Here is a 19,180-nt window from a genome sequence, read left to right as displayed (position 1 = left end):
CACTTTGAATTGTTATTAAAAGCAAAAGCTATTTAAGAAATAGACTTTTTAATTTGTCACTATATTTATACTGCATGAGAACCTTTTTGCGATTGAATGCTTGTATCGGAATGATGTTATCACAGTTTTCACAACAGTACTCAGCTTGCTCACATTGATCATTAAAGTAAGAAAGTAAATACGTTCTTCGACAAGAATTAAGACGTGTATATTCCATCATTTTCATCAAAGCTTCTTCTTTTCTTAAATTAGTCGTCTCAAAGATATGTTTTAATTCCCTAATTGAAAAGTTCTCGCTTAATAATGAAAGTTGATCGTGCTTAGGTTCAGGTAACTGTGTACCTAACTCAAATTGCTCGATATCGGCTGACGTAATCATATCGCTAAAGATTAACGTTTCAAGTAAATAGTAATCGTCCGGTTGATATAAACTGATTGCTTGGCTTAAACCGCCATCACGACCTGCACGACCGATTTCTTGTAAGTAGTTCGCAGGGTTAGCTGGTAAGTGAAAGTGAATAATTGTTCGAATGTCTTTCTTATTAATTCCCATACCGAACGCACTTGTCGCAACTATAATTGAAATATCGTTAGCTAAAAACTGTTGTTGCACAGTAAAACGTTCCTCATAGGATAAGTCAGCATGGTAAATACCCGTTAAGTAACCAGCTTCATAAATACGTTTCGCAATTTCATGACACATTTTCTTCGACGAGACATAAACTATTGTTGGTCCTGATTCCGAAAGTTGCTTTGTTAACCATTCCATCTTTTCCTCTTGGTCACAACAATTACGGTGGCTTAACATGATATTGTCGCGGTTCATCGTCGTCATAATTTCATTGAGTTCAAGACCAAGTACGCGCTCTAAATCTTGAGCTAAATAAGGTGGCTTTGTCGCAGTTAGCGCTAAAATCGTCGCATTTTTAAAGCGTTTGATCGCCTTCTGTATTAATACATAGTGCGGTCGAAAGTCATAGCCCCACTCTGAAATACAGTGCGCCTCATCAAGCACGATTAAGCCAAAGTCAATATTTTCAATACGTCTTAAATTATGAGGTTGCAACAAGAATTCAGGACTCATGTAGATAAATCGACTCGAATGTAGTCGCTTTAAATGCTGGTAACGCTCACTTTCTGATAAACCTGAATGAATTTGAATAACGCGTTCTTCACCGTTCATCTTCATCTGCGCAACTTGGTCATCCATGAGTGAAATTAATGGCGATATAATGAGCGTTGGTTTTTGTTTGATGTACGTCGGCAACTGATAACATAAACTCTTACCACTACCAGTTGGTAGTACACCTAGCGTATGCGTATCCTTTATCACATTTTCAATAATCGCTTCTTGACCTGGCTTAAAATGTTCAAAGCCAAAGTAACGACGTAATTCATTTTCGAGATGCATCATATACCTCCTTTCTCACTTTCACAAATGCCATTTTAATTTGAAAGTACGACCAGTCTGGGAATGCTTCCTTAAAATATTTAAGTCGTTGGTTTGGGGCTTTTAAAAAAGCGGCCTTTAAATTAGCATAACCTTCACTCGGTACATAGGGTCTAAAGTCATGGAGATAACCTTTAATAAAGAGTTCGAGGATGTGATCTTCAATTGTGTTTGGTTTAACGTTTTTACGCGCCGCCATGTCCTCAATCTTCACATCAGGTTCTTTCAATAGCTGCTGATACGTCGTAAAGGTTTGATGCAAGAGCGTCGGCTTCTCGACACAACGACTCAATAAAGGATACGTATCCTGGTTTGAAATGGCCTTAACTAAATGATGAAGTGCTATGAGTTCATGAAACCACACTTCTTTAAGTGACAAGGACGTGATTAAACTCACCTGCTGCCTCGTGTACGCATGCTCATCATACCCGTCTAAATAATAATGCAAGAGCGGTACCTCAAGCTCAGATTCTAAAACTTCAAATAAGGTCATCAACTCGTCTTCAAGTTGTGATATCGTCTCCTCTTCTTTCATCTCCTTGAAAAGCCCTTTGACCTTCTGTTGGATATTAAGATTAGACGTAATGGGTAAGTACTTCGCATTATCGCTAATATATTGCGATACAACTTGAACAAGTAATTGAATGGTTGTAAACGTATCGCGCATACTCATATACGTGTGACCAAACAATTTCGGTAGCGAGTCAGACGTATTGTCAGAACTTTGTAACAATTGTAGAAACGTTTGGCTATTGAGATTCGGCATACTTTGATATAAAGGAAGTGTATCTTGTATACACGCATCGAAAAACGTTTGATGAGATTTTTTACCTGTGATAATATTAAAGATACTTTTTTCAGTCTTATAATTAAATGTACGTTGTTTTAAAATTTGGACGGCTCTTTCCATGATATAACTCCTTATTCTGTTGAAACGAAAGTATTGAAAATTATAAGTACAATGACTAAAATATTATATGTATTATAAGTTAGTTTAGCATTTTTTTAAAAGGAGGCGAAAATAATGGCTAAATATACTATAGTTGACATGGATACATGTATCGCATGCGGCGCTTGTGGTGCTGCTGCGCCTGATATATATGATTACGATGACGAGGGTATCGCATACGTAACACTAGACGATAACCAAGGTACGGCTGAAATTCCTGAAGAATTATACGAAGATATGGATGATGCATTCGAAGGTTGTCCAACAGATTCAATCAAAGTTGAAGATAAACCATTCGATGGTGACGCATTAAAATATGAATAAGGTTGATTGGTCGGTACGACATTAACCTAATTAAAAGAGCTAGAACGCTTTAGAGGAAGAGATTCTCTATGTGCGTCCTAGCTCTTTTGTTATATGTTACATAGTTTATAGATTATAAGTTAAATAATTATTTAGGTTTAGGTAAAATTTCTCAACCAGCTGACTTCTAGGGGAGAAGCGTGCGTTCTGAGACTACAAGCTCAGGCCACGCCCCAGGAAAGCATGCTGTTTGAGAAATTTTTATTATAATCTAGCCACTATGATTCGTATTTTTTAAGGAATGGTTTCAAACGTTTGAATAGAAGTAAGAAAACGAGTGAAACGAGTATACCTTTAATTAAATTAAATGGAATAATTCCAGCTGCGATAATTACTTTTAAATTCTTTACAACGTCGCCTAAGTTCATGATGTAACCGTATAATGGCAACAATACAAAGTAATTTAAGATACTTAATACAAGTGTCATCATAACCGTACCAACGATTAAGCCTGATACTAATGACTTCATAGAGCGTTTCTTTTTATATATGAGATACGCGACTAGGATTAACGTACTGCCTGCCAAGAAGTTTGCGACGGGACCAACTGGGTCACCCATATTAATTAAAAAGTTTAATACGTTTTTGATAAATTCCACTAATATGCCAGCAAGCGGACCAAAAGTGAATGTCGCGATGAGTGCTGGTACATCACTAAAGTCAATTGTTAAATAAGGCGGTAAGAACGGTAGCGGGAATTTAATAAACATGAGTACAAACGCTATCGCACTTAACATGCCAATCATAATAAGTTTACGTGTTTGGTTCTTTTCCATAATTAGCCTCCCATTCATCTCGTAAGAATAGGAGGTTAAAATGCATGCGAAATAACCTCCATCTTCTCCCATCCAGACTTTACTGTCGGCTCTAGAATTTCACTAGATCAGCCACATAATTAGATTATGCAGGTCGCAGGCTTAATTTACTGCCGGTTGGGAATTGCACCCGACCCCGAAGATGAATTTATTATTTGATTTGGTTGTAAGTTATAAAATTCTTAATAATTTCCTTAAACAGCATGCTTTCCTGGGGCGTGGCCTGAGCCTGTAGTCTCTAAAGTCCAACTCAAACTTCCAGTTTGCTAGTTGGACTTACAAAGTAGCATTGCTACTTTGTACCACGCTTAAGCCCCGGCTTGTATAGCTTGATAATTTGCTTACGCAAATTTCTTTGCCGGGGACCCCACCCCTAGGAGTCAGCTGTTAGGAAATTATTTACGAAATAAGATTAAGTTAGGTAATAACACAAATTAACAAGTATTATCCCTAGACAAACGTTATTATCTTTAAACTAGTTACATTCGAAATAAAGCATTTATTATTTTATATATTAAATCAATCTTTAGTTAAAGACAATATGATTTTATGATTGATTATTTTGTATTGATTTAGGTTGTTTAGGCAAGATGATTTTAAATGTTGTACCTTGGCCATACTTACTGTCAGCCGTAATTTGACCACCATGTTCTTCAATAATCATTCTACAAATAAAGAGTCCTAGCCCTGTACCTTGTTTACCACGTTTACGTGAAGCGTCAACCTTGTAGAAACGATCGAACACTAACGGTAAATGTTCAGGTGAAATACCTGCACCTGTGTCGGCAATTGAAAGTACATAATTTGATGAATCTTCAAAGGCTGTAATCGTTATCGTATCACCAGGCTCTGTATAACGTGTCGCGTTATCTAATAGGTTCGTCACGACTTGATCCATGCGATCAATATCGTAATACCAATCGTCCATGTTCGCTTCGATATCGATGTTCATCTTAAGACCAAGTTGATCAATTTGTTGTTGATACTTCATGTCGATTTTATCTGCAAGCACATCTATTGGTTGTTTCGTGATATCCATAGATAACCCTTCAGCGTCCATTTTCGCCACATTTAAGAGCTCATTCACTAAGCGATTCAGTCGTTTAGACTCATCTAACACAACAGATAACGAATCACGTATTTCATTTGGTTCGCTTACAATACCGTCGACGATGGCCTCAGTATAACCTTGTAGCAATGAAATTGGGGTACGCAGCTCATGTGAGACATTAGCTATAAAGTCCTTTTTCAATTGGTCAAGATTATGCTCATTCGTCATATCACGAATAATAACTACGATGCCGCACTCATTGCTGTGATCGATGTTCTCGATGAAGCTCATAATGACAACATAATAACGTTGGAACATTTCATATTCTTTAAACGTCACTTCTTCAGACTCAAATGTGTCATCGATTTGCGCATTAAATCGACGTTCATCGTCTTCAGTCATTTGAAGTAAGATGGAATGTGCGAGTTTATTCGATAAAATGATATCTTTCTTCGCATTAATGCCAAGCACACCTTCAATCATAGATTCGATTAACGTGTCTCTAACGTGCTTAGCAGACGTAATCGTGCTAATGTGTGAACGTATTTCAGAACTCATCTTGTTGAATGTAAGTGCTAGCTCGCCTATTTCGTCCTTCGTATTCACATGAATCTTCTCATGGTATTCACCCTTCGCAAGCTTATTTGCCTGAGAACGCATCTGACGTAAAGGCTTCGTAATACGCGTTGATAGGAAAAAGGCGAATATTGTTGTTAAGAACAATGATAATAACGCGGTAATGAGAATAATGATTGTTATCACATTTGTGGTATCCTCTATACTCTTTAAATCTTGATAAATAAAGACGGCACTCTTCTTATTCTGAGCGTCTTGGGATGGATACCCTACCAACACATACGTACGTTCTTTGCCTTTATAGTTAATCGACACGTGTTGAATGTGCGTTTCATCATGATCAATGACACGTTTATACGCATCATTAGCTTCGATTTCGTTTAACATGCGTCGCTTAAGTTCTGTCTTATCGTCCGAACGCGACGTATCTTTATAAGGAAATATAATTAACCCTTCAGGACCTTCGATTAAAGCATGACTTTGCTTGATAACAGCTTCTTTATCGTCTGATGATTCCATTAACTCACTGACACGTTTCGCATCGACGAAAAGACTCTGTTCTGTTTCCTTGGTATAATAATAAGAAATAAATGTGATTAAAGCGGCACTTAATAAAATTAAAACTGTCGTTACTATTAACATAATAGTTAACCACAGTTTTACAACGACGCTATTCAGCCGTTTAATCATTTTCGTCTACCTCGAACTTATAACCTACGCCCCATACTGTTTGAATCATTGTTGCAGCATCATGTGAGACGCGATTAAGTTTTTCACGTAAACGTTTAACATGCGTATCTACAGTTCGAAGGTCACCGTAGAATTCATAGTGCCAAACTTCTTTGAGTAATTGTTCACGATCGAAAACTTTGTTTGGTGTCTTAGCTAAGAAGATGAGTAATTCATATTCTTTAGGTGTTAGATTAACAGGCTTGTCATCTGCAAGTACACGGTGTGCATCATTATCAATCACAAGGTGCTTAAATTCGATTAAATCTCTCGTTGTAGGCTCTTCTTGTTCTGTTGTCACATCTTCAGTACGTCTTAATAATGCTTTAATACGTAACACGACTTCACGTGGTGAGAAAGGCTTCACGATATAATCATCCGCACCTGATTCGAACCCTTCTACACGGTTATTCTCCTCGCCTTTAGCCGTCAACATGACGATAGGTACATCTTTTTCTACGCGAAGTTTTTTCGCCACATCGATACCATCCATCTTAGGCAACATTAAATCTAAAATAATGCAAGCGTAGTTATGCTTAAGCGCCATATTGTATGCTTCCTCACCATCACTTGCTTCGTGAATGACGTAAGATTCTCTCTCTAAATACATCTTCAATAATTTTCTAATTCTTTCTTCATCATCTACGACTAGAAGTTCTTTAGTCATAATTTCATCCTCCTATAACGCTGCCTAATCATATATTACAATTATATTATATCATATTATAACGTTAATAAATGGAAATTAGGACAAGTTTGTGAAAAATTTATCAAACTTTGTAAGCGCTATTTTAAACTACCATTTTCGGCTAATTGACGTAATGTTTTAACTTCGTGAGGTGATAATACGCGTCCTTCACCGGCATTGAGTCCTTTTAAATCGAGGGGACCAAATTGAATACGTGTTAACTTAGACACTTTATGACCAAAGTATTCAAACATGCGTCGAACTTGGCGATTCCGCCCTTCTGAAATCGTAATCTCAACATGTGTGGTATCCTTCTCTTTATCTTGACGCTTGATCTTCACTGCTGCAGGCTGTGTAATGCCGTCATCGAGTTTAATCCCCTTTTCAAGCTGGGCAACTTCTTCACGCATTAAATAACCTTTAAGCTTCGCAACATATTTCTTCTTAATCTTATAACGTGGGTGCGTCATTAAGTTTGTGAATGTCCCATCATTCGTTAAAAGCAACACGCCACCTGTATCGTAATCCAGGCGACCTACAGGATAAATGCGTGTTTCTAAATCATCAAAGTAGTCTGTCACAACCGTACGACCACGGTCATCAGATACACTAGTAATTACTTGCGTTGGTTTATTAAAGAGGATATATATTTTATCTTCAAGCTCTAAAGGCACGCCCTCAACGCTAACCTCATCGCTTTCTTTTACTTTTGTACCAAGTTCTGTGACCGTTTCACCGTTCACCTGTACCTTTCCTTCGACAATAAGCGTTTCTGCCTTACGTCGTGACGTATAACCACTGTTAGCGATACGTTTTTGTAATCTTTCAAGTTCGTTACTCATTATGTTCTCCTTTCTGATTTACGAGATTGTTGAAAAATGATTCAATTTCTTCTTCATCTTCATCCGTCGTTGGCAACTCATCTATATGTTCTATACCAAATACATTTAAAAATAAATCCGTTGTATATAATTGTTGGCTTCGGGACTGTTCTTCTGATTTAGCTTCAATCAAGCCTTTAGCAATCAACGTTTTAGCGGCACCATCTGAATTCGTACCACGAATCATTTCAATATCACTTCGTGTAACAGGTTGATTATACGCAATGATCGATAACGTTTCCATAGCAGCTTGTGACAATTTCATCTTTGAAGAACGCTCAATGAGCTTTTCAATGTAGGGTTTCGCAGCCTCACACGTTGTTAAGACAAGCTTCGACCCATATCTCTGTATCAAAAGCCCTTCACGGCTATAATCTTCGACTAATTGAAGTAATGTTTGCTCATCTATTTCAAGTATCTCACATAGTTGTTTCGTATCTAACCCCTCGTCGCCTGCCGTATACAGCAAGGCTTCTAGGATGCCTGAATTAGGAATGCTCATAGTTTACACCTCTAAAGATTTCAATATCGGTAAAATTCTTCTCTTGTTCGATATTAATAATACCGGATTTAGACAATTCTAACATGGCAAGAAAGTGTGTGACGACAACTTCTAAACTTTCTTTAAACGTAAAAAGTTGGAAGAAATTAAAAGATTCGTGTTCTTTTAAACGGTCATTAAACTTAGAAGTTGCTTCTTGAATGGTAAACGTTTCTTTATGGACGTTAACCGTAGTTGGTTTAGATAGCGCGACACGGTTTTTGATACGCTGATACGCGATAATAAGTTCCGTTAAATCGATTGTCTCATTTTCATCCCACGTTTCTTGTGATTCCAAGTGTGATAAGTCAGATGGTGGCTTTGAGAAATACTGTTCGCGATCTGTTTTATATTGACTTAAAATTTCCGTATATTCTTTGTAGTTCTGATACTCAATCAAACGTTCTACTAAGTCATCACGCGGGTCCTCTTCTTCAAGGTCATCAGCGTCGTGTTGAGGTAATAACATTTTACTTTTAATCATGAGAAGTTCGCTCGCAACAACGAGATATTCACTTGCAACATTGATTTCAAGGCGATTCATCGCATGGATGTACTGCATATATTGTTCAGTAAGTGATTTCATGGGGATATCATAAATATTGATTTCAAATTCTTTAATTAAATGTAATAGTAAATCGAGTGGTCCATTGAAGGCATCTAATTTAACTTCGTACATAGTTTCTCCTTCATCTTTGCAAGTTGAATGCATATTTCAATAAAATATTATAGCATGTTTGTTAAGAACAATAAATTTTGGAGAGTATGTTTTATGAAGGATGCTTTATTAGAATTTTATTACGAATTTCATCATTCAAGACATTATTTTTTATGTCACGATATTTTAGAGGAAGCTTGGAAAGACAATCAAAGCTTCACTAAAGACGATCCTGTCGTGTCACTTATCCTGCTTGCGACGGGTTGTTATCATTATCGACGACATAACTATAAAGGCGCTTACCGTTCTTTTAGAAAGGCTAAGCATGTGATTGATGGCGTTGAGGATCAAGAACTGCTAGGTATCGATATCAATGCATATCTCGAAACACTCGATCATCTCATTGAAGCTTCCCATCAGCAAAAGCCTTATGCGCCGATAAGTCTGCCTTTAACAGAAACCTTTCAACGTTTGTTAATGCAGAAATACCCATCCTTTCAGAACAATATGACACCTATCGAGGATCACTATATCGTTCATCATCATTTAAAAAGAGATCGTCAACCCGTTGTCGACGCTCGAGATCAAGCCTACCGACAACGACATCAGGAGAAATAATATAAAAAAACCGAGCAACGTGGATTGCTCGGTTCTTCTATGCTCTCGGATGATATTCGTTATAAATCTTACGAATTTGTGATTTAGAGACATGCGTATAAAGTTGTGTTGTTGAAATATCTGAATGACCTAGCATTTCTTGTACAGCACGTAGGTCAGCCCCATTTTCAAGGAGATGCGTCGCAAACGAATGTCTTAACGTATGCGGCGTTAAATTCTTCTTAAGACCTGCTTTTAAAGCAGTCTGTTTCATAATCTTCCAGATACCTTGTCGTGTTAAAGGCTTACCGTGCGTGTTGAGAAATAAAATGTTCGTCATATGTTGCTTAAGCAAATTCGGTCGCACGTATTCAATATACGTGTCGAGATAATCAATCACGGTATCGCCTAACGGAACGATACGTTCTTTATCACCTTTACCAAAGACTTTGACAAAGCCCATAAGTAGATTGACGTTCGTGATTTCGAGCTCTATCAATTCCGTCACACGCATACCTGTAGCGTAAAGGAGTTCTAGCATTGTACGGTCACGATAACCGTTGTTCTTATTTAAGTCTGGTACTTGAAGTAGCCTTTCAACATCATCAATCGATAACACGTCTGGTAATTTACGTTCGTATTTGGGCGTTTCGATAAGTACTGTAGGGTCATTAGCCGCGTACTTTTCACGCAGGGCAAACTGATGAAAGCTACGAATTGTAGACGTAAACCTTGCGATCGATTTGTCTTGGCGACCTTGTTCTCTTAATGTGAGTAAACAGTCCTGAATGACTTTACGGTCGATAAAGTCGATATGACTGATTTTCTTTTCTTCAAGGAGTTCTCGATATTTATTGAGGTCTCGACGATAAGCGCCTATTGTATTGTCGCTGAGGCCTTTTTCTAATTGAATGAACTTTAAGTATTCTGAAATGATCTCTTGCATGAATCGCACCTCGCGTCTCTAAGTTACTTACCTTTTTGTTGACATGAATCACAGATGCCGTGAAATGTTAAACGATGGTCAATAATTTTAAAGTTAAAGTCTTTCTCTACTTTGTCTTCAACTTGAGGTAATAAATCTTCTTCTATTTCATCGACGCGGCCGCATTCCATGCATACTAAATGATGGTGGAAGTGCTTGGCACCTTCTTTTCTTAAATCGAATCTCGCGACGCCATCACCAAAGTTAATTTTATCAACCACTTTTAATTCCGCTAAAAGCTCTAATGTACGATATACTGTAGCAAGTCCAATTTCAGGGGCTTTATCTTTAACTTTAAGATAAACATCTTCAGCGCTTAAGTGGTCAGCCTCATTTTCAATTAATACAGTAACAGTCGCTTCACGTTGTGGTGTGAGTTTATATGATGATTGTTGTAATTGTTGCTTCACGCGATCTAAACGTTCTTCCACGGAAGCCTCACTCCTCTTCTAATGTTTATAATGATTCTCAATTAAATAATTTACATCTAATAAATTACCAGTTAATGAGAATTATTGCAACAAATCTCTGTCTTTTATTTATAATGATTATAATTTAATAAAAGGTATTGTAAAGCTATAATTGTCTTAGCGTCTTCAAACTCCTGGTTTTGTAAGGCTTCTTTTACTTTATCAATTGGAAGCGTGATATGTTCGACAAACTCATCATCATCTAAATCCACTTCACCTTTCGTTAAACCCTCTGCCATGTATATTGAGATTAATTCATTTGAAAAGCCCGGTGTGCCGTATGAATTTGCAATTAATGTTAGTGATTCTGCTTCATAGCCTGTTTCTTCCTTTAATTCGCGCTTCGCTGCGTCTTCACGATCTTCACCTTTTTCAAGCTTACCAGCAGGAATTTCGACTAAGGGCTTTTCAAGAGGTTTACGAAATTGCTTCACGAGAATAACCTCGTTATCCGCATTTAATGCACATACTGCCACTGCGCCATTGTGATACACGACTTCACGCTTTGATGTGTTACCGTTAGGCAGTTCGACCTCGTGTAACTCGACATCGATAATCTTTCCATTATAAATGACCTCTTTATTTAATGTAGGTTCATTGTTAGACATTTACATCACGTTCCCTTTTAATTAAGATTAGTTGTTTCATATGATAAACTGAATACATATTAAGTAAATGATAACGAAAGGAGCTTGTCCATGCAAAAGAATACTTTAAAGAGCGGTATTGAGATTTCTGAGTTAGGCTTAGGTTGTATGAGTTTAGGTACTGGCAAAAAATATGCTACAGAAATTATCGAACGTGCCTTAGAACTCGGTATTACCTATTTTGATACCGCTGACATTTATGATAAAGGGATTAATGAAGAAATTGTCGGTGAAGCGTTGAAGCCGTACCAAGACCGCGACGATATCGTGATTGGTACGAAAGTCGGTAATCATCTTAAAGATAATGGCGAAACGTTTTGGGACCCTTCTAAAAAGTATATTAAAGAAAGCGTTAAAGGTTCTCTAAAACGTCTTCAACTCGATCACCTTGATTTATATCAACTACACGGTGGTACGATTGACGATCCGTTAGATGAAACGATTAGTGCTTTTGATGAATTGAAACAAGAAGGCTATGTGAAAGCTTATGGTATTTCGTCTATTCGCCCGAATGTGATTAACTACTACCTTGAACATAGCGATATTGAAACGTTAATGTCTCAATTCAACCTTATCGACAATCGCCCTGAATCACTGATGGACAAAGTTCATGCTAATGAAGTGAAAGTACTTGCACGCGGTCCTGTATTTAAAGGTCTTCTCACTGAGAAAAGCAACGACGTGCTAGACCGTAAATTTAAAGATGGTATTTTCGACTACGATTACGAAACGTTAGGCGAAACAATTGCTTCTATTAAAGAGGTAGACCATAATTTATCTAGCTTGTCATTCAGCTACTTAAGATCGTTCAACGCTATGGGCTCTATCATTACAGGCGCTAGCTCAGTAGAACAAATCGAACAGAACGTTAAGCAATACGAAGACCTTGTTAAGGCAGATAAAGTTTTAGCTGCACGTAATCGTGTTAAGGACTTAGAGTATACGAATCACTTAGATTAATCAGGTTCAATGAGGAGCAAAGAAGCACGGCGCTTCTTTGTTCTTTTTTGTATTGGTTGATGAGGTTGGTTTTGATAGCGGTTTGGTTGGTGTAGTTGGCTCAGTAATAGTTTAAATGTGGGTCAAAGAAGCATGGGCTTCTTTGGACTGCTTTGAGGGGCGGTCGTAGGTTTGCATGATTGTGGGATCTTGTAATTTTGGGGGCCGTCGGTTTATCACGTTTCATCTTTCTTGATAAACGGAGGGCGTCGGTTTATCACGTTTTCGCAGTCTTGATAAACGGAGGCCGTTCATTTATCACGTTTTCACTTTCTTGATAAACGGAGGCCGTCGGTTTATCACGTTTCCGTTTTCTTGATAAACGGAGGCCGTTCATTTATCACGTTTTCTCTTTCTTGATAAACAGAGGCCGTTCATTTATCACGTTTCCGCTTTCTTGATAAACGGGGGCCGTCGGTTTATCACGTTTCGGTATTCTTGATAAACAGAGGCCGTTGGTTTATCACGTTTCATCTTTCTTGATAAACGGAGGGCGTCGGTTTATCACGTTTACGGAGTCTTGTAAATTTAGACCCGTTTGATTTACACGTTTACGGAGTCTTGTAATTTTAGACCCGTTTGATTTACACGTTTATGGAGTCTTGTAAATAAAGAGCCCTTTGATTTACACGTTTATGTAGTCTTGTAAATTTAGACCCGTTTGATTTACACGTTTACGGAGTCTTGTAATTTTAGACCCGTTTGATTTACACGTTTACGGAGTCTTGTAATTTTAGACCCGTTTGATTTACACGTTTATGGAGTCTTGTAAATAAAGAGCCCTTTGATTTACACGTTTATGTAGTCTTGTAAATTTGGAGGCCTTTGATTTACACGTTTTCGAAGTCTTGTAAATTTAAAGCCCTTTCATTTACACGTTTCGAAAGTCTTGTAAATTTAGACCCGTTTGATTTACATGTTTCTGTAGTCTTGTAATTTTAAACCCGCTATATTTACTCGTTCCAAAAATCTTGTAATTTCAAATTGAGATTATTTCATACAATCGCTTCTATTCTCTCAACCCCTACGACCGCCCGTCCCCCGCACCAACCAAAAAAGCTGCGGCAAGCAGCTTTTCACCGCTTACCACAGCAAGCCATACCATCCAAAGATTACCCTACGCAGCTTGACCTTGATCGTCTTTCATATCAGCGCGATATTCATCAATCATATGTTTAATCTTTGGATCAGCTTTGACATTCTCGATATCGTATAACTTATCCTTAGAATCTACAAGCTCTAGCTGTCCGTTCTTAACTTTATACGTTAAGTTCAGGCGACCTAGGTAATGTTCCTCTTCGCCACCGCCTTGTGTAATCGGTACGTTTTCATGACCGTTAGATTCATATTCAGCGCCGCCTTTAATCACTTTATGCGTATCGGCACCAAGTACAGCTGAAACACCAGGATGTTTCGCTAAGTCGTGGTCGCCTTTATTACCAACATGCGACAACACGATATTCGCATCAGATTTCTTACTTACTTCAGGCACTAATTTCTTAAGTGCTTTGGTAGGCTCGATGAAATCTAAATCCTTAACATCGTTCCACTTACGGTTCTCAGGTTTCATCGACGTTAACCCGATTACACCGATCTTAACGCCTTTCTTAAACGTATACGTATGATACGGGTCAGTCATCTTCATATAGTCATTCGTATCTTTATCAATCACGTTACCAAGTAGTAACGGGAAGTTCGCGTTCTTTTGATAATTCTTTAAGAATGCATCACGTTGTGCTGGGTCACCTATACCGGCAGGATGTACGCGGAAATCATTATTACCGATTACTAAACCGTCATAACCCATCTTCTTCATAAGCTTCGTTTCAAGGTCCCCTTCAGCACTTTCGAACTCACCGCGTAAGAACAAGTCACCGCCATCAAGGACAAGCACGTTATCTTCTTGTTGCTTAACTTCCTTAATCTTCGTCGCGTACTTCGCAACATTGTTCTCATGCATCTTACCATTCTCAAGCTTCGTCGTATCATCCAAATGACCGTGCCAATCATTACTATGTAATACCGTTAGATGAAATGTTTCACCCTCTTTTAACTTCTCTGATGCGTCAGCTTGTTGTGGCACGAAACTAAGTACACTGAGCATCATCACGCATACCGCGATAACTTTCATAACACGTTGCATCAACGTCCACCTCTTTCTCTCTTTATGAGAATAGTATATCTGACCATTGTAAACACCATGTTAAGTCGCAATAAAGTCGTCGTGAAGGCTACTTATTCAGCTTCGATGTGAAAAGCCCTTTAAACTTAGTCTCGAAAAATGCCGGATTTAATTGATAAATCTTAAGCAATACATACATCCAACGTGGCGTATTAATCTCACGCTTCTTATGTTCAATACCATTGACAATACGCTTCGCAAGCTTGTCTTTATTCAACATAATCAGTTTAACTTTCTTTTGATAGTTTAAGGTCGGGTCGGCCTTTTCATGAAACTCAGTCTTAACTGGACCCGGGTTCACAACGAGCACGTGATAATTCGGTTCTTCTAAGCGAATCGTGTTTAACAGTTGATAAAACCCCGCCTTACTTGCACCGTAATGCGCTGCAGCGGGTTGAGACGAAAAGGCCGCCATACTTGATATGCCGACGATATGCGCATTAAATCTTAAATAAGGTTTGATAAGTTTATAAAGCACGGAAAAGCTGACTAAATTCAATTGATACGTTTGAACGGTTTCGTCTATCGTATGTGCTTCAATTGATTTAAAGTAGCCCATACCCGCACTGTAGATAAAACCGTCGTACGGGGCAAATTGTTCGAGCTCACCTGAAATTTCTTTAATGTATTCGATATCATTTAAATCGCAATGTATATAATTCACCTTTGAATAACCGTACGTTTCCTGAAGACATTGCGCCTTCTCAACATTGCGCACGATTAAGGTCACTTTCACACCTTTTTTTAAAAGGGCTTTTACGAGAGAGAGACCGATACCACTCGTTCCGCCGGTCACAATAAAGTGTTGTGAAACCATATTTATCACCTCATGACTAGTTTACTTCATGAAATATGTTAATATAAAGTAGAAAACTAAATTGAGGAAGTGAGATACCGTATGAAAATTGTATTCTATGGTGCTGGAAATATGGCACACGCGATTTTTACAGGAATTGTGAACTCAAATATTGTACCACCTGAAAATATCCTGTTAACGAATCGTTCGAATGAAGAACGCTTAAAGTCGTATAACAAGGAACTTGGTGTCAATTATAGTTACGCTAATGAGGAGCTATTAAAAGACGCTGACTATGTATTTTTAGGTACTAAGCCGCACGACTTTGATGGCTTAGCTGACAGAATCAGACCATATATCAACGATAACAATAAGTTTATCTCAATTATGGCTGGATTACCGATTTCTTACATTAGAGAACAACTTGGAACAAGTAATCCAATAGCTCGTATTATGCCAAACACAAACGCACACGTAGGTCACTCAGTTACAGGTATAAGTTTCTCAAATAACTTTGGCCCTACTTCAAAAGGCGAAGTACATGACTTAATCAACGCATTCGGTTCAGTTATGGAAGTAAATGAAGATTCACTTCACCAAGTTACTGCGATTACAGGTAGTGGTCCAGCGTTCTTATACCATGTATTCGAACAGTATGTGAAAGCTGGAACAAACTTAGGTTTAGAGAAATCAGAAGTTGAAGAATCAATCCGTAACTTAATCATCGGTACAAGTAAGATGATCGAACGTTCTGATTTAAGCATGGAACAATTACGTAAGAACATTACGTCTAAAGGTGGTACGACGCAAGCAGGTTTAAATGCGTTGTCAGACCATGATATTCAAGGCATCTTTGAGGATTGTTTAAAAGCCGCGGTAGACCGCAGCGTAGAATTATCAAATAACGACGAATAATATTGAGGTTGAGATGATTCTCAACGTCTTACACGGCCCAACTCATATAGAATGAGTTGGGTTGTTTTAATTGGGGCTAATTCATGCTGTCACTAGTTCAATTATAAACCCCGGCTTGCTTTGCTTGTTAATTTGCTTACGCATAAAGCTCAACCCGAATTTTTAATTCGTTGGTTGAACTTACAAAGAAGCTAAGTCTTCTTTGTTCTTTGAGATGTGCCGGAGCCCCGCCCAACTTATCCACATAAAAAATAGCCGTGGCAACCTCGCCGTGGCTATCATTATATAAATATTCATACGCGCTAATCCTAAACAAGCGCCACACAATGACTTCTATTAAAACGTATACGCATCGAAATCTTTTACGAATCTAAAATCATGACTAAAGCCAGCCTTCAACTCAGCTTCAATCTCTTCAACATCTTCAATCGTGTAGCGATTACTGATATGCGTTAAGCAACTGTACTTAACATCATTGCGCTGCATTAATTCAAATACATCATCAATATGACTATGATGATAATTCTGCGCTAACGTTTTATCACCATCTAAGAACGTCGCTTCATGAACCATTACGTCCGCGTTCTCTACAAGCACATCCTCATTCGAACACGGTTTCGTATCACCAAGCACACTAATAACCGGCCCCTTTTTCGAAGGACCACGGAAATCTCTTGAATGATAAATTTCACCATTATATGAGAACGTATCCTCTGACTTAACCTGTTGATACAACGGACCAGGTTCCATACCAATCTCACGTAATTTCTCAACGTCTAACTTACCTACCGTACTAGGCGCTTCAATTCTAAAGCCGTACGATGGAATACCATGATTCAATATCTTCGCCGTAACTTGAAACTCATTAATCACAAGGTCCATCTCGTGATCAAGCTCAATCACATCAATCGGATAATTTAAATGCGACTGTGATAACTTCAAGTTCATCTCGACGAACGATTTAATGCCTTTAGGCCCAATAATGGTTAATGGCTTATCTTCACCGCCTTGGAACGAGCGGCTTGTAAGCACACCAGGTAATCCAAATATATGGTCACCATGCATATGCGTGATAAAGATATGACTCACCTTACCGAGCTTTATCGAATGATGTAGAATCTGATGTTGCGTTGCTTCACCGACATCAAATAACCATACATCAGACTGGTAAGGATCAAGTTTTAATGCGACAGATTGGGTGTTACGCTCTTTCGTTGGTAATCCCGCACTTGTTCCGAAAAATACTAATTCCATGTAAGTGCCTCCCTTAACGTCATCTTATCACATCAACACTTTAAAAAGATAATACAATTCGATTAAAATTTAAAGCAAAGTATATGCTTATCCCCTATACTTGTTCTATAATAAGTAAAGATATTTATTTAGAATTGAGGTTTTAAATCTTGAATAAAATTGATAAGCAAATTCCATGTTTGATTACCATTTTTGGTGCGACTGGTGATTTAAGTCATAGAAAGCTTTTTCCATCTTTATTCCATTTATTCCAACAAGATAATTTAGACAGCCACGTTGCCATTATCGGAATCGGAAGAAGATCATTAACAAACGATGAATTTCGTACTCAAGTAAAAGAATCAATTCAAGCCCATGTCGCAGATACAAAACACTTAGACAAATTTATGTTACACGTGTTTTATCAACCTCATGACGTGAATGATGAAGAAAGCTACGAGAACTTACTTGAGTTAAGTTTAAAGCTCGATCATGAATTCGAACTTGAAGGCAATCGTATGTTTTATTTAGCGATGGCACCTCAGTTCTTTGGAACCGTTACAGATTTCTTAAAGTCTTCAGGTTTAACTGAAACGAAAGGCTTTAAGCGTCTCGTCATTGAAAAGCCCTTCGGCAGTGACTTAGCATCTGCAGAAGAGTTAAACGAACAAATTAGACGTTCCTTCCAAGAAGAAGAAATCTACCGTATCGACCACTACTTAGGTAAAGATATGGTACAAAACATCGAGGTTCTACGTTTTAGTAACGCCATGTTTGAACCTTTATGGAATAATAAATACATCTCAAACATTCAAGTAACCTCTTCAGAAGTACTCGGCGTTGAAGATCGTGGTGGTTACTACGAATCAAGCGGTGCTTTAAAAGACATGGTCCAAAACCATATGCTTCAAATGGTTGCACTACTCGCAATGGAGCCACCTATTAGCCTAGAAAGTGAAGATATTCGTTCTGAAAAGGTCAAAGTCCTTAAGTCACTTCACCTTCTAAAACCAGAAGACGTACAACGTAACTTCGTACGTGGACAATATGATAAAGGTAAGATTCAAGGCCAAGAAGTCAAAGGCTATCGTGACGAAGACCGTGTCGACGAAAACTCTAAGACACCTACGTTCGTTTCAGGTAAAGTAATGATCGATAACTTCAGATGGGCTGGCGTACCGTTTTACATCCGTACAGGTAAACGCATGAAACGTAAGTCGATTCAAGTTGTCGTAGAATATAAAGAAGTACCAATGAACTTATATTACGAACGTGATAAACATTTAGATTCCAATCTACTTGTGATTAATATCCAACCAAATGAAGGTGTGTCATTCCACCTAAACGGTAAGAAATACGTTCAAGGTATCGAAACAGAACCAGTACAACTTTCTTACTCAATGAGTGCTCATGATAAGATGAATACTGTAGATGCGTATGAAAACTTATTGTTCGACTGCCTTAAAGGCGATGCGACAAACTTTACGCATTGGGAAGAATTAAAAGCAACATGGAAATTCATTGATATCATTCAAGAAGAATGGGAACACACAGAACCTGAATTCCCTAACTACGAAGCAGGTTCAAACGGCCCACTTGAAAGTGACCTACTCCTAAGCCGTGATGGGTTCCAATGGTGGGACGACATTCAATAA

19 protein-coding genes and 1 riboswitch are annotated in these 19,180 nt (G+C 38.1%); of the genes, 5 read left to right on the top strand and 14 right to left on the bottom strand.

The features are described from left to right. Nucleotides 1–28: 28 nt before the first annotated feature. Entirely contained in the window at nt 29–1,411 is a 1,383-nt protein-coding gene (locus tag ACF3N8_RS08205; RefSeq protein WP_238102194.1) for an ATP-dependent DNA helicase RecQ, read from the bottom strand. Further along, on the bottom strand, nt 1,395–2,360 hold the full coding sequence (locus ACF3N8_RS08200; RefSeq protein ID WP_238102195.1) for a helix-turn-helix domain-containing protein: 966 nt from the start codon (nt 2,358–2,360) through the stop codon (nt 1,395–1,397). The genes ACF3N8_RS08205 and ACF3N8_RS08200 overlap by 17 nt, the downstream gene beginning before the upstream one ends. 114 nt (nt 2,361–2,474) lie before the next feature. Here ACF3N8_RS08200 and ACF3N8_RS08195 point away from each other — a divergent pair, with 114 nt between their 5' ends. Further along, entirely contained in the window at nt 2,475–2,723 is a 249-nt protein-coding gene (locus ACF3N8_RS08195; RefSeq protein ID WP_009382450.1) for a ferredoxin, read from the top strand. Nucleotides 2,724–2,980: 257 nt separating this feature from the next. Here the strand turns inward: ACF3N8_RS08195 and ACF3N8_RS08190 are convergent, their stop codons facing one another. The 6 genes from ACF3N8_RS08190 to ACF3N8_RS08165 all read right to left on the bottom strand — a co-directional run bounded on the left by ACF3N8_RS08190 (nt 2,981) and on the right by ACF3N8_RS08165 (nt 8,722). Next, nucleotides 2,981–3,538: an ECF transporter S component gene (locus ACF3N8_RS08190; RefSeq protein ID WP_009382451.1), complete on the bottom strand. Its 558-nt coding sequence runs from the start codon at nt 3,536–3,538 to the stop codon at nt 2,981–2,983. 56 nt (nt 3,539–3,594) lie between these two features. Next, nucleotides 3,595–3,725: riboswitch (FMN riboswitch) on the bottom strand. Between the two features lie 399 nt (nt 3,726–4,124). After that, the gene (locus ACF3N8_RS08185; protein WP_238102196.1) at nt 4,125–5,894 is read right to left on the bottom strand and encodes an ATP-binding protein; all 1,770 of its coding nucleotides are present in this window, start codon (nt 5,892–5,894) and stop codon (nt 4,125–4,127) included. Next, nucleotides 5,887–6,600: a response regulator gene (locus ACF3N8_RS08180; RefSeq protein ID WP_238102197.1), complete on the bottom strand. Its 714-nt coding sequence runs from the start codon at nt 6,598–6,600 to the stop codon at nt 5,887–5,889. Before ACF3N8_RS08180 ends, ACF3N8_RS08185 begins: the two co-directional genes overlap by 8 nt. 119 nt (nt 6,601–6,719) lie before the next feature. Beyond that, nucleotides 6,720–7,463 (bottom strand): pseudouridine synthase, encoded by a 744-nt coding sequence (locus ACF3N8_RS08175; protein WP_009382455.1) that lies wholly within the window; start codon nt 7,461–7,463, stop codon nt 6,720–6,722. Next, nucleotides 7,456–8,004: an SMC-Scp complex subunit ScpB gene (scpB, locus tag ACF3N8_RS08170; protein WP_017176506.1), complete on the bottom strand. Its 549-nt coding sequence runs from the start codon at nt 8,002–8,004 to the stop codon at nt 7,456–7,458. Before scpB ends, ACF3N8_RS08175 begins: the two co-directional genes overlap by 8 nt. Beyond that, the gene (locus ACF3N8_RS08165) at nt 7,991–8,722 is read right to left on the bottom strand and encodes a ScpA family protein (protein ID WP_009382458.1); all 732 of its coding nucleotides are present in this window, start codon (nt 8,720–8,722) and stop codon (nt 7,991–7,993) included. Before ACF3N8_RS08165 ends, scpB begins: the two co-directional genes overlap by 14 nt. 93 nt (nt 8,723–8,815) lie before the next feature. Between ACF3N8_RS08165 and ACF3N8_RS08160 the strand changes: the two genes are divergently transcribed. Next, entirely contained in the window at nt 8,816–9,319 is a 504-nt protein-coding gene (locus tag ACF3N8_RS08160) for a DUF309 domain-containing protein (protein ID WP_009382460.1), read from the top strand. 37 nt (nt 9,320–9,356) lie between these two features. Here ACF3N8_RS08160 and xerD read toward each other — a convergent pair whose 3' ends face one another. The 3 genes from xerD to ACF3N8_RS08145 form a co-directional block, all read right to left on the bottom strand. After that, nucleotides 9,357–10,244, bottom strand: coding sequence for a site-specific tyrosine recombinase XerD (gene xerD / locus ACF3N8_RS08155; protein ID WP_009382461.1), 888 nt, complete (start codon nt 10,242–10,244; stop codon nt 9,357–9,359). 23 nt (nt 10,245–10,267) lie between these two features. Continuing rightward, nucleotides 10,268–10,714 carry a Fur family transcriptional regulator gene (locus ACF3N8_RS08150; RefSeq protein ID WP_238093448.1) on the bottom strand — a complete coding sequence of 149 codons (447 nt, stop codon included), beginning with the start codon at nt 10,712–10,714 and terminating at the stop codon, nt 10,268–10,270. Nucleotides 10,715–10,818: 104 nt separating this feature from the next. Then, on the bottom strand, nt 10,819–11,361 hold the full coding sequence (locus tag ACF3N8_RS08145; RefSeq protein ID WP_009382464.1) for an NUDIX hydrolase: 543 nt from the start codon (nt 11,359–11,361) through the stop codon (nt 10,819–10,821). 90 nt (nt 11,362–11,451) lie between these two features. Between ACF3N8_RS08145 and ACF3N8_RS08140 the strand changes: the two genes are divergently transcribed. Then, nucleotides 11,452–12,360 (top strand): aldo/keto reductase, encoded by a 909-nt coding sequence (locus tag ACF3N8_RS08140; protein ID WP_238093444.1) that lies wholly within the window; start codon nt 11,452–11,454, stop codon nt 12,358–12,360. Nucleotides 12,361–13,516: 1,156 nt separating this feature from the next. On the opposite strand, the gene ACF3N8_RS08135 is transcribed toward ACF3N8_RS08140, so the two are convergent. Together ACF3N8_RS08135 and ACF3N8_RS08130 are read right to left on the bottom strand one after the other, a co-directional pair. Beyond that, a complete protein-coding gene (locus ACF3N8_RS08135; RefSeq protein ID WP_238102199.1) occupies nt 13,517–14,542 on the bottom strand; it encodes a bifunctional UDP-sugar hydrolase/5'-nucleotidase in 1,026 nt (341 codons plus the stop codon). A gap of 88 nt (nt 14,543–14,630) precedes the next feature. Beyond that, complete coding sequence (locus ACF3N8_RS08130; protein ID WP_009382469.1) at nt 14,631–15,398, bottom strand: SDR family oxidoreductase; 768 nt, start codon at nt 15,396–15,398, stop codon at nt 14,631–14,633. 81 nt (nt 15,399–15,479) lie between these two features. Here ACF3N8_RS08130 and proC point away from each other — a divergent pair, with 81 nt between their 5' ends. Then, on the top strand, nt 15,480–16,292 hold the full coding sequence (gene proC / locus ACF3N8_RS08125) for a pyrroline-5-carboxylate reductase (protein WP_392449814.1): 813 nt from the start codon (nt 15,480–15,482) through the stop codon (nt 16,290–16,292). A gap of 336 nt (nt 16,293–16,628) precedes the next feature. Here proC and rnz read toward each other — a convergent pair whose 3' ends face one another. Continuing rightward, complete coding sequence (gene rnz / locus ACF3N8_RS08120; RefSeq protein WP_009382472.1) at nt 16,629–17,546, bottom strand: ribonuclease Z; 918 nt, start codon at nt 17,544–17,546, stop codon at nt 16,629–16,631. Between the two features lie 149 nt (nt 17,547–17,695). On the opposite strand from rnz, the gene zwf reads away from it, so the two are divergent. Continuing rightward, entirely contained in the window at nt 17,696–19,180 is a 1,485-nt protein-coding gene (gene zwf, locus ACF3N8_RS08115) for a glucose-6-phosphate dehydrogenase (RefSeq protein WP_009382473.1), read from the top strand.

This window comes from Staphylococcus massiliensis, from assembly GCF_043186315.1.
GTDB lineage: Bacteria > Bacillota > Bacilli > Staphylococcales > Staphylococcaceae > Staphylococcus > Staphylococcus massiliensis.
Note: the sequence above shows the minus strand (reverse complement) of the source record. Positions and strands in the feature narration are given on the sequence as shown.